27 protein-coding genes and 1 pseudogene are annotated in these 25190 nt (G+C 66.0%); 7 read left to right on the top strand and 21 right to left on the bottom strand.

Features of this window, described 5'->3' with window-relative positions; translation table 11 throughout:
• Positions 1-116: 116 nt before the first annotated feature.
• On the top strand, positions 117-509 hold the full coding sequence (locus tag EB836_RS03275) for a hypothetical protein (RefSeq protein WP_062240313.1): 393 nt from the start codon (positions 117-119) through the stop codon (positions 507-509).
• Between the two features lie 426 nt (positions 510-935).
• Here the strand turns inward: EB836_RS03275 and EB836_RS03270 are convergent, their stop codons facing one another.
• On the bottom strand, positions 936-2309 hold the full coding sequence (locus EB836_RS03270; RefSeq protein ID WP_135537673.1) for an NAD-dependent succinate-semialdehyde dehydrogenase: 1374 nt from the start codon (positions 2307-2309) through the stop codon (positions 936-938).
• Positions 2310-2423: 114 nt separating this feature from the next.
• Here EB836_RS03270 and EB836_RS03265 point away from each other — a divergent pair, with 114 nt between their 5' ends.
• Positions 2424-2801 (top strand): VOC family protein, encoded by a 378-nt coding sequence (locus tag EB836_RS03265; protein ID WP_101555101.1) that lies wholly within the window; start codon positions 2424-2426, stop codon positions 2799-2801.
• A gap of 64 nt (positions 2802-2865) precedes the next feature.
• On the opposite strand, the gene EB836_RS03260 is transcribed toward EB836_RS03265, so the two are convergent.
• From EB836_RS03260 to EB836_RS03250, 3 genes are all read right to left on the bottom strand, one after another.
• Entirely contained in the window at positions 2866-3852 is a 987-nt protein-coding gene (locus EB836_RS03260; protein ID WP_135537672.1) for an IS481 family transposase, read from the bottom strand.
• A 111-nt stretch (positions 3853-3963) separates the two neighbouring features.
• Positions 3964-4338 carry a VOC family protein gene (locus tag EB836_RS03255; RefSeq protein WP_135537671.1) on the bottom strand — a complete coding sequence of 125 codons (375 nt, stop codon included), beginning with the start codon at positions 4336-4338 and terminating at the stop codon, positions 3964-3966.
• A gap of 304 nt (positions 4339-4642) precedes the next feature.
• Entirely contained in the window at positions 4643-5758 is a 1116-nt protein-coding gene (locus EB836_RS03250) for an MFS transporter (protein ID WP_205683288.1), read from the bottom strand.
• A gap of 76 nt (positions 5759-5834) precedes the next feature.
• Here EB836_RS03250 and EB836_RS03245 point away from each other — a divergent pair, with 76 nt between their 5' ends.
• Positions 5835-6329, top strand: coding sequence for a helix-turn-helix domain-containing protein (locus EB836_RS03245; protein ID WP_098729913.1), 495 nt, complete (start codon positions 5835-5837; stop codon positions 6327-6329).
• A gap of 83 nt (positions 6330-6412) precedes the next feature.
• On the opposite strand, the gene EB836_RS03240 is transcribed toward EB836_RS03245, so the two are convergent.
• The 5 genes and pseudogenes from EB836_RS03240 to EB836_RS03220 form a co-directional block, all read right to left on the bottom strand.
• Positions 6413-7325, bottom strand: a protein-coding gene (locus tag EB836_RS03240; RefSeq protein ID WP_240689562.1) for an IS5 family transposase whose coding sequence is annotated in 2 segments (ribosomal slippage) — positions 6413-6952 and positions 6954-7325 — 912 coding nt in all. Because the reading frame shifts where the segments join, the coding sequence is not laid out codon by codon here.
• 27 nt (positions 7326-7352) lie between these two features.
• Positions 7353-8210 carry an AraC family transcriptional regulator gene (locus EB836_RS03235; protein WP_135537669.1) on the bottom strand — a complete coding sequence of 286 codons (858 nt, stop codon included), beginning with the start codon at positions 8208-8210 and terminating at the stop codon, positions 7353-7355.
• Positions 8211-8264: 54 nt separating this feature from the next.
• Positions 8265-8552, bottom strand: a pseudogene (locus EB836_RS03230) (hypothetical protein); the annotation flags it as partial.
• 457 nt (positions 8553-9009) lie between these two features.
• Complete coding sequence (locus EB836_RS03225) at positions 9010-9624, bottom strand: TetR/AcrR family transcriptional regulator (protein ID WP_135537667.1); 615 nt, start codon at positions 9622-9624, stop codon at positions 9010-9012.
• Positions 9621-10985 (bottom strand): MFS transporter, encoded by a 1365-nt coding sequence (locus EB836_RS03220; RefSeq protein WP_135537666.1) that lies wholly within the window; start codon positions 10983-10985, stop codon positions 9621-9623. Before EB836_RS03220 ends, EB836_RS03225 begins: the two co-directional genes overlap by 4 nt.
• A 106-nt stretch (positions 10986-11091) precedes the next feature.
• Between EB836_RS03220 and EB836_RS03215 the strand changes: the two genes are divergently transcribed.
• On the top strand, positions 11092-12054 hold the full coding sequence (locus EB836_RS03215; RefSeq protein ID WP_135537665.1) for a VOC family protein: 963 nt from the start codon (positions 11092-11094) through the stop codon (positions 12052-12054).
• 283 nt (positions 12055-12337) lie between these two features.
• Here EB836_RS03215 and EB836_RS03205 read toward each other — a convergent pair whose 3' ends face one another.
• Complete coding sequence (locus EB836_RS03205; protein ID WP_205683287.1) at positions 12338-12646, bottom strand: helix-turn-helix transcriptional regulator; 309 nt, start codon at positions 12644-12646, stop codon at positions 12338-12340.
• 44 nt (positions 12647-12690) lie between these two features.
• Here EB836_RS03205 and EB836_RS03200 point away from each other — a divergent pair, with 44 nt between their 5' ends.
• Positions 12691-14136 carry an MFS transporter gene (locus tag EB836_RS03200; protein WP_135537664.1) on the top strand — a complete coding sequence of 482 codons (1446 nt, stop codon included), beginning with the start codon at positions 12691-12693 and terminating at the stop codon, positions 14134-14136.
• A gap of 216 nt (positions 14137-14352) precedes the next feature.
• On the opposite strand, the gene EB836_RS03195 is transcribed toward EB836_RS03200, so the two are convergent.
• The 7 genes from EB836_RS03195 to EB836_RS03165 form a co-directional block, all read right to left on the bottom strand.
• Positions 14353-14943 (bottom strand): O-methyltransferase, encoded by a 591-nt coding sequence (locus EB836_RS03195; RefSeq protein WP_135537663.1) that lies wholly within the window; start codon positions 14941-14943, stop codon positions 14353-14355.
• Positions 14944-14975: 32 nt separating this feature from the next.
• Positions 14976-15350, bottom strand: a complete 375-nt coding sequence (locus EB836_RS03190; protein WP_135537662.1) for an SgcJ/EcaC family oxidoreductase — start codon at positions 15348-15350, stop codon at positions 14976-14978.
• Positions 15351-15383: 33 nt separating this feature from the next.
• A complete protein-coding gene (locus EB836_RS03185; protein WP_205683286.1) occupies positions 15384-15605 on the bottom strand; it encodes a DoxX family protein in 222 nt (73 codons plus the stop codon).
• Between the two features lie 94 nt (positions 15606-15699).
• Positions 15700-16989 (bottom strand): MFS transporter, encoded by a 1290-nt coding sequence (locus EB836_RS03180; protein WP_135537660.1) that lies wholly within the window; start codon positions 16987-16989, stop codon positions 15700-15702.
• Between the two features lie 89 nt (positions 16990-17078).
• Entirely contained in the window at positions 17079-17294 is a 216-nt protein-coding gene (locus tag EB836_RS03175) for a VOC family protein (protein WP_083532465.1), read from the bottom strand.
• A gap of 26 nt (positions 17295-17320) precedes the next feature.
• Positions 17321-17839, bottom strand: a complete 519-nt coding sequence (locus tag EB836_RS03170) for a DinB family protein (protein ID WP_135537659.1) — start codon at positions 17837-17839, stop codon at positions 17321-17323.
• Positions 17836-18309: a DUF488 domain-containing protein gene (locus EB836_RS03165; RefSeq protein WP_135537658.1), complete on the bottom strand. Its 474-nt coding sequence runs from the start codon at positions 18307-18309 to the stop codon at positions 17836-17838. The genes EB836_RS03170 and EB836_RS03165 overlap by 4 nt, the downstream gene beginning before the upstream one ends.
• A 197-nt stretch (positions 18310-18506) precedes the next feature.
• Between EB836_RS03165 and EB836_RS03160 the strand changes: the two genes are divergently transcribed.
• Positions 18507-19748, top strand: a complete 1242-nt coding sequence (locus EB836_RS03160; protein WP_098729917.1) for a Dyp-type peroxidase — start codon at positions 18507-18509, stop codon at positions 19746-19748.
• Positions 19745-20545, top strand: a complete 801-nt coding sequence (locus tag EB836_RS03155) for a family 1 encapsulin nanocompartment shell protein (protein WP_098729918.1) — start codon at positions 19745-19747, stop codon at positions 20543-20545. The genes EB836_RS03160 and EB836_RS03155 overlap by 4 nt, the downstream gene beginning before the upstream one ends.
• A gap of 217 nt (positions 20546-20762) precedes the next feature.
• Here the strand turns inward: EB836_RS03155 and EB836_RS03150 are convergent, their stop codons facing one another.
• From EB836_RS03150 to EB836_RS03135, 4 genes are all read right to left on the bottom strand, one after another.
• The gene (locus EB836_RS03150; RefSeq protein WP_135537657.1) at positions 20763-21398 is read right to left on the bottom strand and encodes a TetR/AcrR family transcriptional regulator; all 636 of its coding nucleotides are present in this window, start codon (positions 21396-21398) and stop codon (positions 20763-20765) included.
• Positions 21388-23082 (bottom strand): AMP-binding protein, encoded by a 1695-nt coding sequence (locus EB836_RS03145; protein WP_039211683.1) that lies wholly within the window; start codon positions 23080-23082, stop codon positions 21388-21390. The genes EB836_RS03150 and EB836_RS03145 overlap by 11 nt, the downstream gene beginning before the upstream one ends.
• A gap of 86 nt (positions 23083-23168) precedes the next feature.
• Complete coding sequence (locus tag EB836_RS03140; RefSeq protein ID WP_135537656.1) at positions 23169-23933, bottom strand: 3-oxoacyl-ACP reductase family protein; 765 nt, start codon at positions 23931-23933, stop codon at positions 23169-23171.
• 80 nt (positions 23934-24013) lie between these two features.
• Positions 24014-25159 carry an acyl-CoA dehydrogenase family protein gene (locus EB836_RS03135; protein ID WP_039211681.1) on the bottom strand — a complete coding sequence of 382 codons (1146 nt, stop codon included), beginning with the start codon at positions 25157-25159 and terminating at the stop codon, positions 24014-24016.
• Positions 25160-25190: the final 31 nt, after the last annotated feature.

The following is a 25190-nucleotide window of genomic DNA, read 5'->3' as shown; positions in this document are numbered from 1 at the left end:
ATGGAACCAGTGATGCCAACTTAGGCCAGACGCATGGCACCGTGGCCCAGACGAATAACTCTACTTCTCCGGTGTTGTTCGGCGTCTTCGGGAAAAGTAGAGAGGTGACGTGATACATGGAAACCAAACGCCGACAAATACTGCGCGTAGGCTTCTTTGCGGACGGGGTATTCAAAGCGATAGTTGCCCTTGCAATGCTAGTGCTATATGAGCCGTTGACAGAAAACCAAGGTGTTCCTGGGTGGCTCTTTCTTTTGACAGTGGTGGCGGTGGTGAGCAGTGCGGTGGCCGAGATCGCGTATGCCGTCAGAAACGGGGCAGGAAGGCTCACAAAACACCTTCTGGCGTACGACGCCGGCTGGATCCTCGTGACCATCGGCGCACTTCTATTGGCACTCAGATTCGGCGTACCAGGCTGGACACTATGGTTTGGTTATCAGCTGGTTGCATCGCCGATTGTCGCCATGGTGTTCTTTCGTGGTGCGCGGTTCGCCTCACATCCCGCTTAGTTGTGCGGGTTTACTCAACTCAGGTGAGACTCTGGCTGTGCAATAGCTCTGAGATAAGTGGTCAGCGGTTGATATCCCAGACGGAGTTGTCGCCGCTTCCTGGGAGCCTTGAAACCTTCTCTTTCAGAGCTTGTGCGGCACGTTCAGTTTCTGTGAAAGACTCGACTTACTTCCACGCACTCAACGCGTCGATCGTACGCGTGGGAACTCCAACTTTTCTGAATCAGTAGAGCGCAAGTCTATGCAGAGCGGGAATTCGTAGATCTGCGACAAGTGGAGTCTCGCCAAGTTTGGGACCACGGGACTGGTGATTGGCCGCAGCTGCGTGTGCAGCTCTGCAGCTGGAGCCAACACCGAAACGTCGATCGGGCCGGCAACATAAGTTGCCGGCCCGATCAATGCCTATTCGTGGGCTGAGGAACTCTCTCAGTTGTGCACGCGGATGAGGTGCTCGTTGGTGAAGGCCTGGAACGCCCACTGAGCGTTCTCGCGGCCGTAGCCGGAGCGGTTGATGCCGCCGAACGGGTATTCCGGTCCGGACTCCATGTGGGCGTTGATGAGCGTCATGCCGGCGTTGATCTTCTTGCCGAACTCCTGACCCTTCTCGAGGTCGTCGGTCCACACCGAGGACATGAGACCGTATTCGGTGTCATTGGCCAGACGCAGCGCGTCCTCTTCGTCCTTGGCGCGGTAGATCATCACGGCCGGTCCGAAGAGCTCGTTGCAGCCGAGGTCCGAACGCGGGTCGATGTCGGTGAGCACGGCCGGGGACATGAACCAGCCCGGACGGTCGAGTTTCTTGCCGCCGGTGAGCAGGGTCGCGCCATCGGCGACGGCCTTGTCGATCATCTCGACGATCTCGTCGCGAGCGCCTTCGGAGGATACGGGCCCCATGCCGACCTCGGGGTCGTCGAAGTCCGAGACCTTGATGGCTTCGGTGGCCTTGACGGCCTCGGCGACGAATTCGTCGTAGAGCTCATCGACGACGATCATGCGCTTGGGCGAGGTGCAGACCTGTCCCGCATTCGCCAGGCGCAGGCCGACGAGCTTCTGCGCCACGGACGCTACATCCTTCGAGTCGAGGACGACGGCCGGGTCGTTGCCGCCGAGCTCGAGCACGGCGCGCTTGTAGTACTTCGCGGCGATCGCGGCCACGGAGGCGCCGGCACCCTCGGAGCCGGTGAGCGAGAAGCCCTTGACGCGGAAGTCCTTGAGGACCTCTTCGGCGTGCGAAGAGTCGAGGTAGATGTTCTGGTAGACGCCCTTCGGCAGTCCCGCTTCGGTGAGGAGATCCTCGAAGTACTGCGAGGACTTCGGGCAGATCGAGGCCTGCTTCATGATGATCGAGTTGCCGACCATGAGGTTCGGCAACACAAAGCGGGCGATCTGGTTGTAGGGGAAGTTCCAGGGCATGATGCCCAGCAGCACGCCCAGCGGCTGGTGCTCGACATAGCTGGAAGCCGCACCGGCGGCGGCCAGGTGGGTGGGAGCCAGGTGGGTGGCGGCGTTGTCGGCCATCCAGCGGGCGGTGCGGGCGACCTTGTCGACCTCGCCGAGTCCCTGCTTCTTGATCTTGCCCATCTCACGACCGATGATGTCGGTCATCTCTTCGGCGTTCTCATCGACGAGATCGGCGAACTTGCGCAGGATCGCCGCGCGTTCGCGAAGCGGGGTCTCCTTCCACGCCAGATGTGCCTCATGGGCACGATCGATGTACGCGGGGATCTCTTCTTTCGGAACCGAGGCGAACTCTTCTTCGACCTCGCCGGTGTTGGCATTGGTGACAGCGAACTTGCTCATGGAACGTCCTTTCACGGGTTGACGATCTGTGCCCTGTAACAAACTACAGTCTCCCGACATTCCGCGACACTTGAGTCCATCCCTGGGATTGGGAATCGGGAATAGGATTCGGGCATGGAGAGAGTGACTGGAATCGGCGGATACTTCCTGCGGGCCTCCGACCCCGAGGCGATGACGACGTGGTACCGAGACGTACTCGGGGTCGACTTCGGCGATCACGGACTGTGGCAGCAGCCGGCGGGACCGACCGTGATCGGGCTCTTCGAAGCCGACACCGACTACTTCGGGACGCGGCCGGAAGGCCAGGATCGGCAGCAGACGATGCTGAATTTCCGTGTCGCCGACCTCGACGCGATGATCGCGCAGCTCCGCGTTGCCGGCGCCGAGGTGGATGACCAGACCCAGCAGATGGACGGAATCGGACGCTTCGGCTGGGTGACCGATCCCGAAGGGAATCGGATCGAGCTGTGGGAGCCGGAAGAACAGGGGTGACCATCGGGTGAGCCCGTCCGTGGACGGATTGAACTGGGGTGGCGTGGACGTCGGATGGGCTGGGCTAGGTGTACTGATCGGGGACGTTGATCAAACGTGAGAACGGCGGCTGGTTATCGCAGGCGCTGTGTGGCCGGTGCTGGTTGTACTGGTGCAGCCATCCGTCGAGGGAGGCACGACGATCGGCCTCGGAGGTGTAGCAACGTGAGTATGCCCAACCGTCGGCCATGGTTCGATGAAACCTCTCGACTTTCCCATTGGTCTGAGGCCGATACGGGCGAGTCCGTTTCGGGGTGATCCTTAGTGCCTCGCAGGCGTCACGCCACAGGAAGGACCGGTACGCGCCGCCGTTGTCTGACAGGACGCGTTCGATGATGACGCCGCGGTCGACGAACCAGTCGACCGCCCGGTGCAGGACGGCGACGGCGGTGACTGCAGTTTCGTCGTCGTGAACCTCGGTGTAGGCGACGCGGGAGTGGTCGTCGATGACGGTGTGGACGAACGCATACCCGAGCTTGGGGTTGTGCCACTTACTGCGCGGCTTGCCCGGGGTAGCGGAGCGGTTCTTCTCGCCTTGGCGGCGGCCGACATAGCGCCAGCCGCCGCCGTCGGGGATGTTGCCGAGCTTCTTCACATCCACATGCACGAGCGACCCCGGGTAGTCGTGCTCGTAGCGGCGGACAGGTTCACCTGTAGCGCGGTCGACGTATGCGAGCCGGTTCAGCCGGGTGGTCGTGAGGATGCGATGCACGGTGGACGGCGCGATGCCGAGCCTGCTCGCAAGTTGAACCGGCCCCTCGCGAAGTCGCAGGCGCAGGCTCACGCACCGCTTCATCGTCGCCTTGCTCGTCTTGTATGGCGAGGTCTTTGGTCGCGAGGACCGGTCTTGCATCGATTCGCCGTTGGCGTAGCGGTCTACCCACCGCTTCACGGTCGGCCAGGACACCTGGAAGCGAGCGGCGACCTCGCTGACCGGCCAGCCTTCGTCAATTACGAGTCGGGCGACTTTCAGCCGGTGTCGCGGTGTGAGTGCTGCGTTGGCGTGGGACATATGGAGGCCTTCCTGTGTGAAGCCGCTCGCTCAAGAACGCAACGTTGCTGGGCAGTCGGAGCGAATAGGTAAGTCGACCGTCGAGAACTGAGTCATCCGCGCAGCTCCGCGCTAGACGTATGGACGGGTAAGAAGTTCGACAAGGTGGCCGAATGGGTCAAGGACGTAGAGAGCGCGGGCATCTTCTTCGCTGCGGATCTGGGCGCGAAGCGTTCGCTGGGGGTCTGCCCAGTAGTCGGTTTCGGTGCTGATAAGTGATGCCAAAGTGCGAGCGAAGTGCTCGTCGTCGACTAGGAAGGCAAAGTGCAGTTCACTGAAGGTGGTGGGCGGACGAACGAACTGCAACAGCACGCCGTCATCGAGCAGTACGTGGGCGAAGGGTCCCCAGGCGGGGGCTGACTTGGCCTCCAGCAGCTCTCGGTAGAACTTGGCGGATTCTTCGGCGGCATGGGCCGGGATGATGATGTGGTTGAACCGGGCAGTCATGGATGTCTCCTATCGATCTTTGGGCATGCAGAAGTCGCCCCTAGGCCCATGTGAGGACACATGGGCCTAGGGGCGCGAGAAGTCGGCGGTAGTGACCGGCGAAGCGCTGGCCAACTGCTGACGTGGTCTGGATTGGACGCTCGCGGTCAGTCACGCGGCGACGCTGGGTGCGGCGACAACACCGTCGGCCTCCCAGAGGTTCGGCGCCTCCATGCCTGGCACAGACTGCCACCGGCACGCGACGCTACCTCAACAGTACCCCCGAAGGTGGCGCAGCCTCAATCAACGTCTCCGGTCAGTACAGCTAGGCGGCCGCCTCGGCGGTGGCGGGTTCCCGGCGATCACCGACGAGCCGGCGCTTGACCGCGAACGACAGGACCGCGGCGATGACGCACATGGCCGCCCCGCCCCACCAGGCATAGGTGTACTCACCGAAGGCGTCACGGACGACACCCGCGGCGAAGGCTGCGCCGGCGGCCCCGATCTGATGGGCGGCGAAGACCCACCCGAAGACGATGGTGCCGTTGTCCCCGAAGATCTCCCGACACAGCGCGGCCGTCGGCGGGACCGTCGCCACCCAGTCGAGCCCGTAGACGACGATGAAGAGGATCATGCTCGGGTGCACGGTGTCCGAGAGCAGCCAGGGCAGGAGCAGCAGGCCGACTCCGCGGAAGGTGTAGTACGCGACGAGGAGGATGCGAGGATCGAACTTGTCGGTCAGCCAGCCGGAGAACACGGTGCCGCGGCGCTTGGTGGGGGCGCCGTCGGTGGCTGTCGAAGCGTCGGTGTCGACGGCTCCGTAGGGCAGGACGCCCAGGTCAGAGGGGTGATCGCGAAGGACGAACCAGACCAGTGGCACAGCGGCCATTGCCGCGATTCCGATGAGGAGGGATGCGGGCCTCCAGCCGGTGGACTCCGCGATCGTGGCGACCGGAGGCAGGAAGATCAGCTGACCAGTGGCCGATCCGGCCGTGAGGATGCCCATGACCAGCCCGCGACGAGCGATGAACCAGCGATCGGCGATCGTGGCAGCGAACACGAGGGCCATCGACCCGGTGCCCAGCCCGATGAGCACTCCCCAGAAGATGAGCAGCTGCCAGGACGCGGTCATGAGCACGCTGCCTCCGGCGCCGAGGGCGACAAGTGCCAGAGCCGCCGCGACCACCTGGCGGATGCCGAAGCGATCCATGAGTGCCGCGGCAAAGGGTGCGGTGAGCCCGTAGAGCAGCAGATTCACGCTCACGGCCAAGGACATGCTGCTCATCGACCACCCGAAGTCCGCATGGAGCGGAACCATGAGGGCACCGGGAGCAGCACGGAATCCTGCGGCGGCGAGCAGGGCGATGAATGCGACAGCGGCGACCCACCAAGCGGGGTGGATGCGGCGCTGCCTCTGCTGCTCGGGTGGAGTGGTCGACATCGATCCCTCGGGCTTTCTTCAAAGAAGTTATACTGGAGGAAGTGTAAGCAGACTTCGTCGGAGAAAGGTAGCCGAGATGGCATTGCGTTCGGATTGGTCGCAGGAGTTCTGCCCGGTGAAGCGATCGCTCGATGTGCTCGGCGATCCATGGGTGCTGCTCATCGTCCGGGACGTCCTCCACGGGCGGGGACGATTCGATCAGCTGCGTGAGAACCTCGGAATCTCCGAAGCCGTCCTCAGCCGCCGTCTGTCCGGAATGCTCGAGGCCGGGCTGCTGACGAAGGTCGACTATGCCGATGGGGCGAGGACCCGGCAGGGCTATGCGGCCACCGAGGCCGCGTCCGACTTGCTGCCGATCCTGCAGCAGCTGTCGCTGTGGGCGGAGAAATACACGGAGCTTCCCGAAGGCGGCGGTCATATGGCGCTCATCCACGAGACCTGCGGGCACGAAACGACTCAGGGGGAAGTATGCAGCGCCTGCGGTGAGCCTCTGGTCCCCGAACAGATGACCTGGGTCAAACCGTGGATCGACAAGCGCGAGCGTCTGCAACCGGCCGGGACTCTCGCCTGAGTCCTGCCCGGACTGCGCGGTCCAGAAGCAGTGCACGGCCCCGATGGGACCGCACGGCGCGCTGAGACTAGGGCATGTCTCCTTTATTGGCGGAGCCATGTCAGGATCGCGCTGATCACGACGGCCGCTCGATAGGTGATGGCGATCTTGTCGTATCTCGTCGCTAACCCCCGCCATTGCTTGACGTAGGCAAACGAACGCTCCACCACGTTGCGGTTCCGGTAGACACCGGCGTCGAACGCCGGCGGCCGCCCACCTTTGCTACCGCGCTTCTTACGAGTCGCGATCTGGTCTTTCTTCTCCGGGATCACCGCCCGAATACCACGCGAACGCAGATAGTCGCGGTTGGCTCTGGACCCATACGCTCGATCCGCCAGAACAGCGTCCGGACACGTGCGAGGACGACCACCGCCGACCCGCGGTACTCGAATGTCAGCCAGCACCTGCGGCAGGATCACCCCGTCGTGGCGCTGTCCGCCGGTGACCACGACAGCCAAAGGCCGGCCTTTGCCGTCGACGGCATGATGGATCTTCGTCGTCAGCCCACCACGTGAGCGACCGATGCCGTGCCCGGCGGGTTCACATTCCGAATCAGGCAGATTTTTGTAATTCGACGTAGCCCCCTGTGTCCTGATCGAGGCGTGTCGTGTTCGTCGCGTGCTGGTGAGCACGATTGATGGTGCCATCGACGGAGATGTTCCAATCGATGTCACCGGCAGCATCAGCATCGGAAAGCACCCGAGCTAAGACTCGGTCCCAGGTGCCGTCGGCGGCGTAGCGGCGGTGACGTTTCCATACTGTCTGCCACGGCCCGAAATGCTCGCGCGGCAGGTCACGCCAGGCGATGCCAGCGCGGTAGCGGTAGACGATTCCTTCGACGATTCGCCGGTTGTTCTCAAACGGTCGGGCTCTTTTGCCGACGTTTGAGGGCAGAAGTGGTTCGATCTTCTCCCACTGCTCATCAGTGAAGACTCGGTGTCGTTGCTGTGTAGTCACGTCTCCACCGTGCCAGTCCTGGAATGGTCAATAAAGGAGACACGCCCTAGTGCCGTAGCGGCGTTTGAAGGCCCGGGAGGCCACGACCGGGTTCTTCCACCCTGCAGCGTGTGCCGCTTCGGCCACACCGAAGCTGCCGCTGACGAGCAGTTCGGCCATCCGATCCACACGTACCTGCCTCAGATACGCCGACGGCGACAGGCCGGTCTGGTGCCGGAACACCCGCGTCAGCTGCGAGCTCGACAACGAGACCTGGTCGGCGAGCTCGTCGATCGTCCAGGCATGGTCGGGTTGGCGCCGCAGCAGTGCGACCGCTGCGGCGACCTCCCGGCGCGGCAGCACCGACTCCCGCACTGCCCCTTCGGATGGCGGGCGTGTTACTCCGGCGAACCGGCCCACGATCTCTGCGACCTGCGCCGCGGTCGACAACATGGCAAACTCCTCATGCCCGGTCGCGTCCAGTTGCGCCACCCGAGCCAGGTGCGGGCCGAGGTGCTGCATCGCACCACCCGGCAGACGCAGCTGCTCTGGACCGGTGGCGCCGTGCACACTGCGGTCCAGCAGGTGCACCATCGGGTGCGTGCGCGGCAGCCAGCGCAACTCGGCGGCGAGATAGTCCTGTTGGAGGTAGAACGTCACCGTCCGTGCATGTCCGTGCGGGAAGCCCGCGCACTCGGCTCCGGCGGGAATGACCAGCACCGTTCCCGAATCGAGGGTGACCTGCGCATTGGGCGCGTCCACGCGCGCCCACCCCGAGACGCCGAACACAACCTTGACCGCCTCCGCCGTGACCGGGCCAGATGGCGACCACGCCATCTGATCACGCACGGTCAGCGGCAGGCTCGTGCGCTCGAACAATCTCGCTTCCGTCAGCACCGTCGCCACATACCCTCCCAACGCCACTGTTTCTGCGGCGTGGTTCTCCCTCTCGATCCGTGGTCACTGTCGATCGCGGATAACCAGGAGGGCACCGGCGCCAGTTGGGACGAGCGCTTCTGTCATGCGCGGGTCGTCGGCGACCAGTACGCGGAACTCATGCACCTGCTCCGCGTGCGACACGGCGTTGTCCACCGCGAGCGGTCCGCCGGGAGTCGGTACGTGGACGAGGTCGGGCCAGTAGGCCTCATACGCGAGTCGCTCCGCGTCGAGGAAGATGAACTCCCAAGACTCATCGGGCGCCTTGGCAAGCACGTGGGCGGCATCTGCGACCTTGAGGTCGAACCCGTTTGTGAGTTCGGCGTGGACGGATTCGCGGCGGCCTGCGAGTTACGGTCGGCGTCGGTGTCCACGCTGGTTAGGCGTCCTCCGATCGCAGAGACGGCGTCGGTGAGCCAACGGGTGGAGTAGCCGTTCGAAGTCCCGAGTTCCAGCGCGGAGCGTGCCCGTAGTGCGCGCACGAGCACCGCGAGCAGTTGCGTCGTGTCCGGTTCGACGCTGCGGTACCGAGCCAACCGGTCGGGTTCGGCTGCGTCGTGCTCAACGCCGCGCCAGTGCAGGTCCTCCAGCGTCTCATGGAGTTTTCTGTCCATCGTCGCGTTCCTTGCTGTCTGGCCGGGAACCGAAGTGCCCGCTCCGATCCGTGCGGTTGGCGAGCGCCAACACCATGAGCATACCCTACGGTATGGTCTGGTTCGAGTGTCAGGGTCGGGGGTGTCAGGGAGCCGATCCGAGCGCGCGACCGGAACTACATCGTGGCGGCAACGGCCAGGTGCCCCAGGGTCCGGTCGAGCTCCTCGGCCAGATCGAGCTCGAAGTCGTGGCTGCAGCGGATGAGTGCTTCGAGTCCGAGCCCGAGGATGCTGGCGGTGAGTCCGCGGACGGCGGGGTCGTCGACGTCGCGTCGGGTGCGTTCGGCGATGAGCGTCTGGATGACCTGGAGCTCGTCGATGACGGTTGCGATGTTGGCCGACCACAGTTCCGGGACCTCGAGCAGCCCGTGGTCGCGCTCGCTGCGGGCGGCGCGGTCGGTGGGTTCGAGGGAGGCGAGTGCTTCCCGGAGCGCTGCGCGCACCGCCTCGAGGGCGGTCAGTTCGGCGGGTTGGTTGCGGAACGCCTCTGCGAACGGTTCGCGTAGCGAGTGGAACCGGTCGATCCGGGCGAGGTCCTGCTTGCGGGGGAAGTACCGGAACACGGTGCTGGGCGCGACCTCGGCGGCTTCGGCCACCTGCTCCACGGTGGTGGCCTGAAAGCCCTGCTCGCGGAACAGGCGCAGCGCGTGCCGCTGGATCTCCAGGCGGGCGCGCTCCTTCTTCCGTTCGCGCAGCCCGGTTCGCTTCGGGGAGGTGTCGCCACCGCTCATGCGTGCCCCTTCGTCGTCGTGTGTTCGCTCTGTGCTGGCGCGGCTGCCGCCGATCGGCGTGGGAGCAGCAAGACGGCAGCGATCGCGCCGAGGGCGGCGACGCCGCAGCACAGCCACAGCATATGGCCGAGGCCCTCGGCGAAGGCTTGGCGGATCGCCTGCGCGGCGGCATCCGATCGAAGGTCGTCGGCGGCGCGCAGCCCGTCGAACACGTTCCTGCGGGCGGCCTCGGACACCGGTCCGGGCAGCGATCCCAGTGCCGCTGTGTAGCCGGCGGTGAGGACGGTAGCGGAGACGAGCGCCGACAGTCCGCCGCCGATGCGCTGGACGACCTGGAAGGAGGCCGACCCGAGGCCGACCCGGCTGGTATCCACCGCCTCCAGGGCCGCGGTGGAGGCCGCCGCCATCACCACTCCCGCGCCGAGGCCGGCCGCGAACATCCAGGCCAGGGTGAGAGGTGACTCGTCGACGCCGATGGTCGCTGCGCCGATACCCAGGGCCAGGGCCAGGACGGCGAAGCTCGTGGCGATGACGGCCCGGACGCCGAAGCGGCCGGTCAGCCGACCGGACAGGCCGCCGGCGACGACCACGCCGGCCAGCAGCGTCAGCAGCCGCAGGCCGCTGCCGGCAGGGTCCAGACTGAGGACCGCCTGCGCGTGCTGCGGCATCCCGTACAGCACGCCGAAGAGCACGAACATGCCCAGGGCCGCCATCGCCGACGCGGCGAGGAACCGGGCGTTCAGCAGGCTGTGCAGTCCTCGCAGCAGTCCCCTCGCGGTCGTTGCGGGGTCGTCGGATCGGGACTCGGGCACCGTGATCGCGATGCCGACGAAGGCTGCCGCCAGCACCGGCAGGGCCGCCAGGAACGCCCAGCCCCACCAGGCGCTGGTGAGGATGAGCCCGCCGAGGATCGGTCCCACCGGCAGGGCGAGGAATGCGCCGGCCGCCCAGACACCGACCGCCCGAGGGCGCTCGTCGGCGTCGAACAGCGTCGCCAGGGCCGCCAGCACGGTGGTGATCACGGCCGCCGCCGCTGCCCCGGAGAGGATCTGCGCGGCGATGAACACGGAGGGCGAAGTCGCCGACGCCGCCAGGACCGAACCAGCCCCGAACGCCGCGATCGCCGCGAGCAAGATCTTCTTCCGCCCCCACCGGTCGGCCGCCGCGCCCGCGGGCAGCAGTGTGACCGTCAGTGCCAGCAGGTAGCTCGATACGAACCAGGACAGCTCTCCCGAGCTCGCGCCCAGCTCGCCGGCGAGCGTCGGCAGCGCGACGTTCAGCAGCGTGGCCGGCAACGAGACCGAGAACACCGCCGTGGTGAGGAACCCCAGCGCCCACCACCGGTACCTGTACGAGGTCATCCCATCTCCTCAAATTTCAGAGTGGACTCTTATATATTAGCATAACTCGAAATCGGAGTGTACTCTCACAATGTACCATCCATCGAGCTGAGGAGCAGCGACGACCATGACCCGCACATCTACCGCGATTACCGGACTGCACCACGTCGGCCTGGTGGTGCGTGACATCGCCGAGGCCCGCCGCGCGTACGCGCGCCTGGGGTTCGTGGTGCCGCCCGCGACCTTCCCGGCCCTGCCGCCGTCCCCCGGCGCGGCACCGCAGGCCTTCGGGGCCGGGAACACCCATGCCGAGTTCGGCGGCACGTTCCTCGAGCTGGTCACTGTCGTTGACCCCGAGGCAGGTGTCGCCGACGAGGACGTCCAGCTGCACGTGATCAATGCGCCGGACGAGGTCTTGGCGCAGCTCACCGAGACCATCGACGCGACCACTGCGCGCCTGAGCGCCTCGCTGGAGCAGCGCGAGGGTCTGCACATCCTCGCGTTCCGCACTCGGGACGCCGACGCCGCGGCCGAGCACCTGGATCGAGCCGGCGTGGCGCACGGCGCTGTGCAGCGCCTGCAGCGCCCGATCGAGACCGACGACGGCCCCCGCAACGAGCCCATCGGCTACTTCGAGCTCGACGAGCACCGCACGCCCGAGGGGCGGCTGGCGGTGGCCGAGGACGCCCCCGCCGCGATCCTCGCCGTGCAACGGGTCCCCGAACACCCGAACACCGCGATCGGGCTGACCGGGGTCCACCTCGGCGTGCCCGACGACGAGCTGACCGCCTACGCGCACCGGTACGGTGCGTACCTCGGCGTCCAGCCGCGGGAGGAGGCCAAGACGCTGGTCTTCGACCTCGGCGATTCCAAAGTGACGCTCGTCCCGGCCAGCGCAGTGCGCGAAACACTGCCGGGCGCGAGCGACGTGCCGGGCGGAGTGGGCTTCCTCGCGTGCACCGTCCAGGTGCGCGATCGCGAGATGGCCATGACGCACTTGAAGAGCCACGGAGTGCCCTTCCAGGCACAAGAAGACTGCGTGGTGGTGGCCTCCGGGGACGCGCTGGGAGCAGCCCTGATGCTGCGATGACGCGCGACCGATGAGCATCCCAGGTCAGAAGCTTGGCAAATGCAGCGCAGCCCGGCGGGTGGCGGCGCTTCGTCACGATGCAGGACCAGTATAGCGTGGTCCAACGCGAGGAAGAACGCGAGATGCTGCCGCTGCTCGCCGATCAACAGGTGATGAGCCTGCAGTGGTGCCCGCTCGCCAAAGGGCGGCTTGCTCGCCCCTTCGGCACGGCCACGGTTGACCTCGATTTGCCGAGCAGGAGAACCAAGCCAGGCCTCGAAGGCGGTCGCACAGTCCCGCGCGCTCAGCGCGGCGCGGTTTCATCCCTCAGCACGGTGTCGAGCAGGCCGGGCCACAGTGCGTCTATGTCGGCCTGGCGTAGCGCCATGTAGTGCCGGCGGCCATCAACCCGTTGTCGCACAACGCCGCTTTCTCGAAGCACGCGCCAGTGCCCCGTCATGGTCGATGGCGGGGCACTCGTCTCGACCGCGCCGCAGTAGGTCTCGCCCTGTTCTGCCAGCGTGCGAACGATGGCGAGCCGAATCGGGTGCCCGAGCGCAGAGAGCACGCGATCGAGGCTCATCTGGTGGAGGTCGGGATGGAAGGCGCTCACCCAAGTAATTGTACATCCCTACGGAAAGTTCGTACAATACGACCATGCCGAACAATCGAATCAAGGCGACGGGCCTCGCGATCCTGCTCATCGGTGAGTTCATGACGACTCTCGACGTCTCGATCGTCAACGTCGCCCTGCCGAGCATCGGCGCACGGCTGCCGGCCTCGGGTTCGGCTCTGGTCCTGGTGTCTGCGGGGTACACGCTGACCTACGCGACCCTGCTGATGCTGGGTGCCAGGCTCGGCGATCGATATGGTCACCGTCGCGTGTTCATCGTCGGCGTCGCGAGCTTCACCTTCGCCTCGCTCGCATGCGGTCTCGCGCCGAACGCCGCGTCGCTGGTGGCTGCACGAGTGCTCCAGGGGATCGGGGGAGCGCTGATCGCGCCACAGGTCCTGTCGATCATCCAGCTGAGCACGACCGGACGGGAACGGGCGCGAGCGCTCGGCTGGTACGCGGCCGCCATCTCTGTCGGTGGGGTCGCGGGACAGTTGCTCGGCGGTCTGCTCACCGGACCAGACGGAGAGTTCTGGCGGGCCGTCTTCCTGATCAACGGTCCCGTCGGCGTGGTCCTGATGATCGCTGCCGTACATCACGTCCCCGCAACGCACCCGGATCCCGCTCGAAGCGTGGACGCACGTGGTGCGGCGCTGATGAGCACCGCTGCCCTCGCCATCACTGCGCCGCTGGTTCTCGGCCCCGAGCTCGGATGGCCCCTCTGGCTGCTGGCCATCGCCGCAGTCGGGGTGGTGCTGGCAGCCGGCACAATCCTGCACCTGCGATCGACGCATGAGGACCAGGCAATCCTCAACCTGGGACTGCTTCGTCACGCCGGCGTGAAGGCGGGGGCGGGGTCTCTGTTCGCAACAATGGCCGCGTACGGCGGTCTGCTGTTCTCCACCATGCTTCTCCTGCAGGACGCCGAAGGGATGAGCCCACTCGGATCCGGCCTCGCGGTCACACCGTACATCCTCGGGTTCGCGGCGACCAGCCTCATCGCGGGTCGATCCGCCTGGGGAGGACGGTCGTCCGCCCCAGTGGTCGGGCTGTCAGCGACCGCCGTGGCCTATGCCGCCGTCGGACTCACAGGACCGTCAGGTTTGACCGGCGGACTGGCGCTCGCGGTGGCCGGGGCTGGCATCGGCCTGGGCTTTGGCCCTGTCCTCGCCCAAGTCACACACCGTGTGCCGACGCGTCAGGCCGCAGACGCAAGCGGCGCTCTCACCTCGATCGCTCAGATGGGATACCTCGCAGGCGTGGCGGTGCTCGGAACCTGGTTCGTGACGACGGCGCAGTTGCCGCAGCCGCGGCCCGCGTCGGATGCCTACTTGGCGGTCGCCTTGGCGATCAGCGCCGTGGCCCTGGCGGCTGCCGGACTTGCGGCTCGTCTCGCGGTGACCGGAAGATCGGCTCGGCCTGACGCGGCCGATGAGGGAATCACGAAACAAGCGGAAGCATGTTCGCCCGATGCACGCCGGCAGAGCTGATCGGGTCGCAGTCCCGCTCGGGAGGGGCAGCTCCCCTCCGAGGAAGGCCCTCCCGTTGCCCCGGCCGAGCTCGTCACGCAGATCAAAGGTGGAGACATCTTCACTGCGAGCTTCGAGCAGTAGTTCGGCATCACGAGGTCGACAAGTCGGAATGGAGAGAGGCACCAGATCGCGGATGCTGACTGAGAAGGGTGCGACGGCGATCGAGGGTTCTGATCACGCCGGGTCGCGGACCACCAGGAGTGCTCCTGCTCCGGTAGGAGCGAGTGTTTCGGCGACGCGCGGGTCGCCGGTCACCAGGGCGCAGAAGTCACGGACCTGTTCGGCGTGGGACAGGACGTTGTCCACCGCCAGCAGCCCGCCGGGGGCCAGGACGCGGACCAAGTCGGGCCAGTAGTCGACGTACGCGGGCCGCTCTGCGTCGAGGAAGATGAAGTCCCACGTTCCGTCGCGCGACTCGGACAGCACGTCGGCGGCGTCTGCCACCCTGAGGTCGACATGGTCGGAGAGGCCGGCTCGAGCAAGGTTCGCGGCGGCCAGCTCGGTGCGGTCCGCATCGATGTCTGCGCTGGTAACGCGCCCGCCGGTCGCGGCGACGGCGTCGGCGAGCCAGAGCGTCGAGTACCCGTTCGAGGTCCCGAGCTCCAGCACGGAGCGCGCCCCCTTCGCGCGCACGAGCACCGCAAGCAGTCGTGCCGTGTCCGGTTCGACGTTGCGGTACCGGTCGAGCCTGTCGAGTCGTTCGGCGTCGTGTTCGACGCCGAATCGGTGCAGGTCGTCGAGCAGGGCGCTCAGGCGTGGGTCCATGATCTGCTCCTTCTCTCCTGGTGCTCCGAGCCTCAGCCGTTCGCCTGGGGCGTGGTCTGGGCGAGCGCGATCCGCCACTGCCCGCCCTCGTCGACCACCACGTAGGTGAGGAAGGCTTCCGACTCCGGCGAGTCGGACCCGCTCGCGTAGATGCGCTTGGTGCAGCTGACGATCGCGACGTCCGGCCCCGGGCGCGTGACGTCGTCGATCTCCACGTCGGTCCTCACGTCCGCGAGCGGTGTCGCCATCGCTGCGGCCATCGCCTCGCGGAAGCTCTCTCGGCCCAGCAGGCGTCGCCCGGCGACGTTGACGATCACCGTATCTGCGGTGTGCAGCGCCATGAGTGCGTCGACGTCGGCCTGAACCTCCACGGCGTCGGCCACGAGCTGTTCAATCTGGTCTGTCATGGTTTTGATTCCTTTCGCGGTTGCAGTTGAGCCTTACACCGACGAGATCCGGACGAAGTCGAGCACCAGCGGGCCGATGCTCAGCGCGAGCATCCCCGTGGCGTTGAGGAAGAGGTTTTGCCCGAAGTCCTGTGCCCGGATGTGCATCCCGATCGCTGAGACGAAGTAGCCCACGACGCCGAGCGGCGCGAGAAGGGCGAGGTAGGGCACCCAGATCCCTGCGATCAGCGCCGCGACGGCGACAAACTTCGTCACCGGCATCATCCACCAGTACTCACGAAGCCAGCCGATGTCGTCGAGGCACTTGCCGACGAACGCGACGGGCTTGAGACAGGTTAGGAGACACGCTCTAGCAGGCCGCCTCGGCGAGGGCGGATTCTGACCGCCGCTCCCACGTCCGTTCGACGCGGATCGCCACGGCCACGACGACGAGCGCAGCGAGCGCGAGGACGATGGCGGCGATGACCGTGGCTGGGAAGCCGAACCCGGCGGCGATGACCCAGGCACCGACGGCCGGGCCGAGGGCATTGCCGACGTTGAAGGCCGAAGTGTTGACGCTCGCGGCCAGGGTCGGAGCCTGAGTGGCGATCTGGAAGACGCGGGCGTTGAGCGCTCCGGCGATGGAGAAGCCGCTGGCGCCGACGAGGACGATCATGACGCCTGCGAGGATCGCCTGGTCAGCGACCAGCCACAGCGCGCCGAGGCTGAGCGCCAGGGCCGCGAGGCTGCCGACGATATTGCCGAAGATGTTCCGATCGGCCAAGCGCCCGCCGACGACGACACCGACGAATGCACCTACACCGAAGGCCGCGAGCACCGCGGGAACGAGATCCGCGGGCAGGCCCGCGACCCGTGTGAGCAGGGGTGAGAAATAGGAGAAGGATGCGAATACCGAGGCTTGGAACAGCGCGGTCGTGCCCAGGGCCAACCAGATTCGGGGACCCTTGAACGCGGCGACCTCGGCACGCAGCAGGGTCTGCAGACGGGGAGCCGCCTCGGTGGGGGTGGGCGATCCTGCGTCGTCAGGGCCGGTTTCGTCCGGGTCGGTGGGCTTTGCGTCCGATCGCGTGGTCACGGCGACGAGGACGGCGGCCAGCGCGGTGACGAGGGCAACCGCCCAGAACGTCGAACGCCACCCGAACTGGGTGCCGATCCACGTTCCCATCGGCACCCCGACGAGATTGGCCACGGTGAGCCCGCCGACGAGGCTGGCGAGTGCTCGGCCCTGCACCGCGGCGGGAGCGATGGCCGAGGTGTGAACTGCGGCGACGGCCCAGAATCCGCCGCAGGCGAAGGCCGACAGCACCCGGGAGGCCATGAGCAGCCCGTAGCTCGGTGACAGTGCTGCAAGGATGTGGAGGGCGGAGAAGCCGATGATCATGACGATCATCGTCGCCCGCCTGGGCAGGGTCAGCGTCAGCAGCGTCATGGCCGGTGCCCCGACGATCATGCCGACGGCGAAACCGGTGATGAGCAGGCCTGCCTGCGGGATCGTCACGTCCAGATCGGCGCTCAGGGGCTCGAGGATTCCGGCGATCATGAACTCGCTGGTGCCGAGGCAGAAGATCACGGCGGCCAGCAGGTAGACCTGACCGGGGACGCGGGGTTTGGGAGCCGCCGAGGTGGCTGACTGGGTCATCGGGCAGTGCTGCCTTCCATGTGGGGACCGAGAGCGTAGACGGAACGGTCCGGTCTCCCGCCTTATTCCGTCAGATCAGGAGTAACAGATCAGGAGCTGAGGATGCAGAACTCATTGCCCTCGGGGTCGGCGAGGACGACCCAGGGTTCGTCCCCGGTCTGACCCACATCGACACGGCGTGCTCCGAGAGCGAGGAGGCGGGCCACCTCGGCGTCCTGATCATCGGGCCGGAAGTCGAGGTGGAGTCTGTTCTTCACGACCTTCTCTTCCCGGTCGATGACGATCTGCTCCCATTCCAAAGACATGGCCTCACCTTTCGACGGGAGGGTCCTCAGGCTCCGACGTCGCCGAGGTGGTGCCGGACTTCGTGGAGTCCGTAGAGCGTGAGTGAGGCGACGGTGAAGGCGTGACCGTCGGAACGGAAACCGCGACGATCCCATTCCTCCCCGCTGACCTTGGACAGGAGGCCGGCGTAGGACTCGGCCGCCGCACGCAGGGCGGGGGCCACCTCGGCGGGATCGGCGTGGGCGTAGTCGGATTCGACGGCGACCGTATCGCCGTCGAAGTTGTCCAAGGTCGGATCGGTCTCGGTCAGCATGCGCTCGGTGCGGCGGCGGAATTCGTCGAGGACATCGCGCATATGGGAGGCGTATTCGACGTCAGACCACCGGTCCGGACTGCGCCGTTCGGTGGCGTCATCCCTGGTCAGAACCGTCTGCCAGGTAGCGGCCGCCTCGGCGAGGGTGGCGGGGACTACGGTCGGGTCCTCGGTGCCGGTGAACCCGCATTCGGAGCAGCCTCCGGCGAGGACATCGGTCCAGTCACGCGTATCCGGGGTGATCTCGCTCATTTGCTGTCCTTGCTGTCCTTGCTGTCCTTGCTGCTCGACTTACTACTCGAATTCTTGGTGCTCTTCTTGCCGCTCGATTTCGTGCCGTCGTTGAGGATCCCGGCGAGCACCGTGGCCTGGCTGATGTCGTCGCGTTTGGCCGCGGTGAGCAGGGTCAGCGTTCCCTTCTGCGCATGTTCGCGCAGCTCGTCGAGAGCCTTGGCGGCGTCATCGCCCTTCAGTTCTTCACGGAAGCGGCGGGCGAACTCGTCGAACTTCTCCGGGTCGTGGGAATACCACTTGCGCAGCTCGGTCGAGGGCGCGACGTCCTTGACCCATTCGTCGAGTTCGGCTTCGTCCTTGCTCACCCCGCGCGGCCAGACCCGATCGACGAGGACCCGGGTCCCATCGGACTTCTCTGCTTCGTCGTAGATGCGGCGGACCTGGACTGTGTGTGCGCTGCTCTTGGCGGAGCTCTTCTTCTCGGACATCGACTGATGCTCCTTTCGCTCGCTTCTCTTCGAGTCTACGACGCGAACACATCTGCTGTGCCTTTCGACCACTGGCGGAGGCAGCGGTACGCACACCATGGCCAATCGTGCCTGGTGAAGCGTAGACTCCAAGACATAGGTGACCTTGGCATCCCGAGGTGCACCGCGCCGAATCCGCGAGCGGAGGAGATGATGCAGTGACCGTCTGGCAACAGGCCTTCCCCGATGGGAAGAGTCCGCAGAGGGTGCTGGTTCCGCCGTCGCCCTATGCGATCTTCCTCGTCCTCACCGTCCGCCCCGGCTTCGAGAGCACGGCCAAGGACTTCCTGCCCGAGATCGCAGGACTCACCCGAACAGTCGGCTTCCGCTCCCGCGAAGACGATCTCAGCTGTGTCACGGGCATCGGCGCCGACCTCTGGGACCGCATGTTCACCGCGCCCCGCCCCTCGGACCTCCACCCCTTCATCGAACAGCGCGGAGACGTCCACACAGCACCGTCCACCCCGGGCGATCTGCTGTTCCACATCCGCGCTCGCCGCATGGACATGTGCTTCGAACTCGCCCGACTCATCGGCGACGCATTGGACGGAGCCGTCGACGTCGCCGACGAAGTCCACGGCTTCCGCTACTTCGACGAACGCGACATCCTCGGCTTCGTCGACGGCACCGAGAACCCCGAGGACCAGGGAGCCGTCGATGCCGTGTTCCTCCATCCTGATGATGTGGCCGAGGATTCCGCTCTCGACTCTGCCGAGGCGGGACCCGATGTCGCTGCCGCCGCTGCCGGAGCAGGAGCCGTTCCGGGCAATGGCGCCCCCGGCTATCCGGGCAGCACCTACGTCATCGTTCAGAAATACACGCATGACATGTCCGGCTGGGACGAACTCAGCGTCGAAGAGCAGGAAGCGGCCTTCGGCCGGCACAAACTCTCCGACGTCGAATTCGCCGAGGAGGACAAAGCCCCGAACTCGCACCTCGTGCTCAACTCGATCGAGGACGAGGACGGCAACGACCGTGAGATCGTGCGCGACAATATGGTCTTCGGCTCCGTCGGCGCCGAGGAATACGGCACCTACTTCATCGCCTACGCCGCCGACGTGACGACGACCGAGCAGATGCTCGAGAACATGTTCATCGGCGACCCGGTGGGCACCTACGACCGGATCCTCGACTTCTCCACTGCGGTCACCGGCGGACTGTTCTTCGTCCCCTCCCAGGACTTCCTCGACGACCCCGACGGGGAACTCACCGAGGCGGGACTCGGGATCGGTGGAGCCGCCTCGGCGAAGGTCGATGGTCCGGACATCGATGATGGATCCGACGTCGATGCGGCCGGAGGCGATGCCCCGGCGGACAGCGACGACTCGGCAGACGCAGACCCCTCAGCACCCACGGACGGCAGCCTGGGAATCGGCAGCCTGAACAGGAGACGACAGTGAACAACCTCTATCGCGAACTAGCTCCCATCACCGGCCCGGCCTGGGCGGAGATCGAGGAAGAGGCTCGGCGCACCTTCAAGCGGAACATCGCCGGTCGGCGCATCGTCGACGTCGAGGGACCGAGCGGCTTCGAGACCTCCTCGGTGACCACGGGACACATCCGCGAGGTCCAGTCGTACTCGTCGGGCCTGCACATCCGCCAGCGCATCGTCCAGGAGTTCGTCGAGCTCCGTGCCCCCTTCACCGTGACCCGGCAGGCCATCGACGATGTTGCGCGCGGCTCCGGTGATTCGGACTGGCAGCCGGTCAAGGACGCGGCCACGACGATCGCGCTGGCCGAGGACCGGGCGATCCTCCACGGCATCGAACACGCTGGCATCGGCGGAATCGTTCCGAACTCATCGAACGCCGCCGTCAGCCTCCCCGAGGCCGTCGAAGGCTACGCGGACGCTGTCGCCCAGGCGCTGTCGAGCCTGCGCACGGCCGGTGTCGACGGACCCTACAGCCTTCTGCTGTCAGAGGCCGAGTACACGAAGGTCTCGGAGTCGACCGACCACGGCTTCCCGATCCGCGATCACCTCTCCCGCCAGCTCGGTGCAGGGGAGATCGTCTGGGCGCCGGCGCTCGAGGGTGCCCTGCTCGTGTCCACCCGCGGCGGCGATTACCAACTCCACCTGGGCCAGGACCTGTCGATCGGCTACCGAGGTCACGACAGTGAGACCGTCGACCTGTACCTGCAGGAGACCTTCGGCTTCCTCGCGCTCACCGACGAATCCAGCGTTCCCCTGCACCCCTGAGCCTGCACCCCTGAGCGGGGTGCGGTGAACTGCTGCGCCCGCGGAGTCGCGGCGCAGCCCCCAGGTCGCGCTGCACAGCAGAGGGCTGTAGTTGCCTAGGCATCGTTATGTTCGCTGAATCATCGGGTTCTGTACGGTTGCACATCGACTTCTGATCCAGTCATCGAGTCATATTGCGATCACTGGATCAGAAGTCGATGACTCCCCACGAGGTGGCCTAGCGGCGGGCCGCCTCGCTGAGGTTGCTCAGCACGAGGGTGCGCACCTGCCGGTCGATATAGGTGTCGAGGTCGAGCCCGATGCGCTGGAAGTACCAGTGCTTGAGCGCCCACATGTGCGCCGTCGCCATGAGGTCGTGGCCCAAGGTCTGCGCATTGACATCACGCAGGTCTCCCGCTTCGACGGCGGCGGTGACGACGTCGACGAGAGGCTGCAAGGTCTCGAGTTCCTGGTCCTGGATCGATTTCAGCCCCTGCTTCGACAGTGCCCTGGAGACCTGATAGGTGAGCACGACCGCGTGCCTCTGCTCGTCGACGACGCGGCAGAACTCGGAGAACGCAGCGATGACCTTGTCCACGGGGCCACCCGCCTCGGCGATGGCGGAGGGGACCCGCAGCCGGAACTCCTCGAGGACGCGGGTGATCGCGGCGAGCACGATCTGCTCCTTGTCGGAGAAGTACTTGTACAGCAGTCCGACACTGACCCCACAGGACTTCGCAATCGCCTGCATGGACACCGAATGGGTGCCTTTCTCCTGCATCAGGCGCACGGCGGCATCGACGATCTGCCGCTCCCGGAACTCCGCACGGGCGCCCCGGACGATCGCGTTGAGGTCTTCGGATTCAGCTGACATGCTCGGTGGCGACTTCCTCTCTGAGCTTGAACTTCTGAATCTTACCGCTTGGCGTGCGCGGGAACTCGTCGAGGCATTGCAGTGCCTCGGGCCAGTAGTTCTTGGCCACGCCCTTCGTATCGAAGAACTCGCGCAGCTCGTCCATCGACAGGCTGTGGCCCTCGTTGAGGGTGACGACCGCGCACGCGATCTCCTGCAGCCGCGGATGCGGCACCGCGACGACGGCGACCTGGGAGACCGCGGGATGCTCGTAGAGGACGTTCTCGATATAGGCCACGGGGATGTTCTCGCCGCCGCGGATGATGATGTCTTTCGACCGTCCCGCGATCCGGATGAAGCCCTCCTCGTCCTTCTCGGCGAGGTCTCCCGTATCGAGCCACTCACCGTCGAAGGCGTCTGCCGTCTGTTCCGGCTCATCGAGGTAGCCGACGAACAGGAATGGGCCTGTCACCTGGACCTTTCCTTCGACACCTGCGGCCACGGGTTCCCCGAGGGGATCGACGACGCGGACCTTCATCGAGCCCAGGGCGCGCCCGTCGGTGCTGGTGACCTTCTCTTCCGAGTCGCCCGGTGCCGTCATCGTCACCAGTCCGCACTCCGTCTGGCCCCAGCCGCCGAAGACGTTGAGCTCCGGCAGCAGCGTGCGCGCCTCATTGACCATCACGCGTGGAATCGGGGCGCCCATGCAGCAGAAGTGCTTGAGGGAGGACAGGTCGTGCTGCGTCGTTTTCGCCACCTCGAGCAGATCGTGGAGGAACGGAGTCGCCCCCGATGTGTGTTGGATGCCGTGGTCGGCAACGAGTCGGGCGAACTCCTCACCGTTCCACACGTCCTGGAACACGCCCGAGCCGCCGATGAGCAGGGGCAGGCACACTCCGTACATGTAGCCGGTGAGATGGCCGAAGGTCGAGGCCATGTGGATGACCGATTCCTCGTCCAGGCCCAGGTGATCGGGCCACGGCAGCGAGGCCGCGAGCACGTTGTTGTGCGTGTGCATCACGCCCTTGGGATTGCCCGTCGTGCCCGAGGTGAAGAGGATGAGTCCGACATCGTTGGGGTCCGGACGTCGTTCGTCCCAATCGATGGATTCGATCGCCGAGGCGGCCGACCGCGAACCGTCGGACGCTGAGTCGCGTTCGCCTCGGCTGAGGAAATCGGCCCACTTCTCGAAGCCGTCCCGACCGGCGAAGGCCTCGTCGCCCGGGGCGTCGAGGACGATCGTGTGCTGCAGCTCCGGCAGGTTCGGCCGCAGCCGATCGACCATGTCCGGATAGTCGAACTTCCGGAAGCGGTTGGGCACGAAGAGCACGGACACTGAGGCCTTCTTCGCCATGTACCCGATCTCGCGGTCCCGGTAGATCGGGATGAGCCCGTTGGTCACGGCCCCGGCCTTGATCGCGCCGAGGTGGATGACCAGCCATTCGTACCAGTTCGGCAGTTGGATGCCCACCACGTCGCCGGGTTCGACTCCGAGGTCGACGAGCGCCCGGGCACAGGTCTCGACATCCGAGCTGAGCTCGGCATAGGTGTGCGCACCGTAGGGATCGCGGGTGACGATCGCGTCGGGCCGCTGTGCGCTCCAGTGCTCGAGGTGGTCGAGCAGGGTCTGGTTCTTCCAGTCCCCGGAAGAAGTGAATTTCTCGATGAGGGAGTCGGTCAGGATGGTGTCGAATCGGGTGGGCATAACAGGGCTCCTTTGCTCTGGTGTCGTACCTGTGACTCGGGTGGTGCCGGTGATTGCTGGGACGAGCGAGGTCGTCGTGCTGTGGATCAGGCCATGGTCAGTCCGCCCGAGACGGACAGGGTCTGGCCGGTGACATAGGAGGAATCGGGGCGGGCGAAGAAGGCCACGGCGTTCGCGAGGTCGTCGGGCTGGGCGAGCCGGCGCATCGGAATCGACTTCTCCAGTGCGGTGCGCAGTTTCGGATTGTCCGCGGAGATCTCGGCGAACAGCGGGGTGTCGGCCGGTCCGGGGCATACGCAGTTCGCGGAGATTCCGTGGCGGGCGACCTCGCGGGCGAAGGTCTTCGTGAACGAGATGATTCCGCCCTTGGCCGCCGAATACACGGCCTCGCCGCTCGACCCGACCCTGCCGGCATCCGAGCCGATGCTGATGACGGCACCGGATCCGGCCGCGATCATGTGCTCGGCCGCGGACTGTGTGCAGTTGAGTGTGCCGAGGAGGTTGATCGCGATGACCCGCTGCCACGTCGCAGGCGTCGATTCCATGAATGGTTCGACCTTGTCCCAACCGGCGTTGTTGACGAGCACGTCGATGCGTCCGAAGCGCTCGACCACCTCGGCGACCATGGCGTCCACGGTCGCACGGTCGGTGACGTCGGCGGCGAGCCCGATCGAATCATTTCCCAGCGCCGAGGCGGTGTCCGCGGCCTTCTGCGCGTCGAGGTCGGCGACGACGACGGTGGCGCCGTCGGCGGCGAGACGGTTCGCGATGCCCTTGCCGATTCCGGAGGCGGCTCCGGTGACGATGATGACGCGGTCGGTCAGTGGTGCGGTCTGAGTGGGTGCTGACATGGTGTGTCCCTTCTTATATGTGTCTGATGGTGCGTCGTCCGGTGGATGTGTTCTTACGGGTGAGCCGGTGTTCTTCCCGGTCAGGGGGCAAATTTCCGCCCGGCGGAGCTGCGGGCGATGATGAGCTTCATGATCTGGGCGGTGCCGTCGCCGATCTGCATGCCGAGCACGTCGCGCAGCCGTTTCTCCACGTCGCGATTCTTCATGTAGCCGTTCTGCCCGTGCAGAAGCAGGCATTGGTGGACCGCGTGATAAGCCTCGAGCGGAGCCCACCACTTGCACATGGCCGCCTGTGAGGTGTGCGGGAGGCCTTCGTCGCCGAGGCGCAGGGTGTCCAGGCAAAGCAGACGTGCCGCCGCCATCTTCGTCTCCGCCTCGGCCAGAGGGAATGAGACGCCTTGGAACTTCGACAGCGGCTGGTCGAAGGCCTCACGTCCCTTGACGTAAGCCCAGGCGTCCTCGATCGCGCGGGTCGCTGTGCCCGTACACTGCAGTCCGATGAGGGCGCGGGAGAAATCGAACCCCTGCATGACCTGGGTGAATGCTCCGCCGACTTCGCCGAGGAGGTGGTCGGCGGGCACGCGGACATCGGTGAAGTCCACGCTGCCGCGGGCGACGGCCGCCTGGCCCATGTCGATGATGGGGTTCCGTGTCACTCCCGGGGCGTCGAGGTCGACGAGGAATGCCGAGATGCCCTTTCCTCGCCCGGCGTCGGGATCGGTGCGTGCGAAGATCACCGTGGCGGTCGAGGTCATGGCCAGCGACATCGACTTTGTGCCGTTGATGATCCAGTCGTCTCCGTCGCGTCGGGCCGTGGTCGAGGGATTGCCGGCGTCCGAACCGGCGTCGGGTTCGGAGAGTCCGATCGCCACCGTTTCGGCTCCTGTAGTGATGAGGCGGCAGTAGTGGGCGGCCACTTCGGCGCTGGCATTGCGGGCGATGACCTGTCCGATGAGGGAGCCGACGACCTGGATGTAGGCGACGGTGAGATCTCCGCGGGCGATGGCCTCGGTGACGAGTCCCGCGGTGACCTTGGTCAGGCCTGCCCCGCCGAGGTGGGTGGGCAGTTCCGGGGCGATGAGCCCGGCGCGGCCCATCTCCCGGGTGATGTCGGCGCCGATGCGGCCGGCGGCTTCGCGTTCGCGGGCTTCATTGATGAGCCGCTCCTCGAATCCGGCCGCCGCATCGAGCAGGGTCTGGGTATCGGGGGTGAGAGTCGTGTCCACGGGAATCCTCTGTGCTGGCAGGGTCTGTGCG

This window comes from Brevibacterium sp. S111, from assembly GCF_004745075.1.
Lineage (GTDB): Bacteria > Actinomycetota > Actinomycetes > Actinomycetales > Brevibacteriaceae > Brevibacterium.
This window is presented reverse-complemented; position numbering and strand designations above follow the sequence as displayed.

Excerpts from the sequence above, each read along its gene's own strand:
- EB836_RS03275 (WP_062240313.1), top strand. The coding sequence starts at position 117 with ATGGAAACCAAACGCCGACAAATACTGCGCGTAGGCTTCTTTGCGGAC.
- EB836_RS03270 (WP_135537673.1), bottom strand. The coding sequence starts at position 2,309 with ATGAGCAAGTTCGCTGTCACCAATGCCAACACCGGCGAGGTCGAAGAA.
- EB836_RS03265 (WP_101555101.1), top strand. The coding sequence starts at position 2,424 with ATGGAGAGAGTGACTGGAATCGGCGGATACTTCCTGCGGGCCTCCGAC.
- EB836_RS03260 (WP_135537672.1), bottom strand. The coding sequence starts at position 3,852 with ATGTCCCACGCCAACGCAGCACTCACACCGCGACACCGGCTGAAAGTC.
- EB836_RS03255 (WP_135537671.1), bottom strand. The coding sequence starts at position 4,338 with ATGACTGCCCGGTTCAACCACATCATCATCCCGGCCCATGCCGCCGAA.
- EB836_RS03250 (WP_205683288.1), bottom strand. The coding sequence starts at position 5,758 with ATGTCGACCACTCCACCCGAGCAGCAGAGGCAGCGCCGCATCCACCCC.
- EB836_RS03245 (WP_098729913.1), top strand. The coding sequence starts at position 5,835 with ATGGCATTGCGTTCGGATTGGTCGCAGGAGTTCTGCCCGGTGAAGCGA.
- EB836_RS03225 (WP_135537667.1), bottom strand. The coding sequence starts at position 9,624 with ATGAGCGGTGGCGACACCTCCCCGAAGCGAACCGGGCTGCGCGAACGG.
- EB836_RS03220 (WP_135537666.1), bottom strand. The coding sequence starts at position 10,985 with ATGACCTCGTACAGGTACCGGTGGTGGGCGCTGGGGTTCCTCACCACG.
- EB836_RS03215 (WP_135537665.1), top strand. The coding sequence starts at position 11,092 with ATGACCCGCACATCTACCGCGATTACCGGACTGCACCACGTCGGCCTG.
- EB836_RS03200 (WP_135537664.1), top strand. The coding sequence starts at position 12,691 with ATGCCGAACAATCGAATCAAGGCGACGGGCCTCGCGATCCTGCTCATC.
- EB836_RS03195 (WP_135537663.1), bottom strand. The coding sequence starts at position 14,943 with ATGGACCCACGCCTGAGCGCCCTGCTCGACGACCTGCACCGATTCGGC.
- EB836_RS03190 (WP_135537662.1), bottom strand. The coding sequence starts at position 15,350 with ATGACAGACCAGATTGAACAGCTCGTGGCCGACGCCGTGGAGGTTCAG.
- EB836_RS03180 (WP_135537660.1), bottom strand. The coding sequence starts at position 16,989 with ATGACCCAGTCAGCCACCTCGGCGGCTCCCAAACCCCGCGTCCCCGGT.
- EB836_RS03175 (WP_083532465.1), bottom strand. The coding sequence starts at position 17,294 with ATGTCTTTGGAATGGGAGCAGATCGTCATCGACCGGGAAGAGAAGGTC.
- EB836_RS03170 (WP_135537659.1), bottom strand. The coding sequence starts at position 17,839 with ATGAGCGAGATCACCCCGGATACGCGTGACTGGACCGATGTCCTCGCC.
- EB836_RS03165 (WP_135537658.1), bottom strand. The coding sequence starts at position 18,309 with ATGTCCGAGAAGAAGAGCTCCGCCAAGAGCAGCGCACACACAGTCCAG.
- EB836_RS03150 (WP_135537657.1), bottom strand. The coding sequence starts at position 21,398 with ATGTCAGCTGAATCCGAAGACCTCAACGCGATCGTCCGGGGCGCCCGT.
- EB836_RS03145 (WP_039211683.1), bottom strand. The coding sequence starts at position 23,082 with ATGCCCACCCGATTCGACACCATCCTGACCGACTCCCTCATCGAGAAA.
- EB836_RS03140 (WP_135537656.1), bottom strand. The coding sequence starts at position 23,933 with ATGTCAGCACCCACTCAGACCGCACCACTGACCGACCGCGTCATCATC.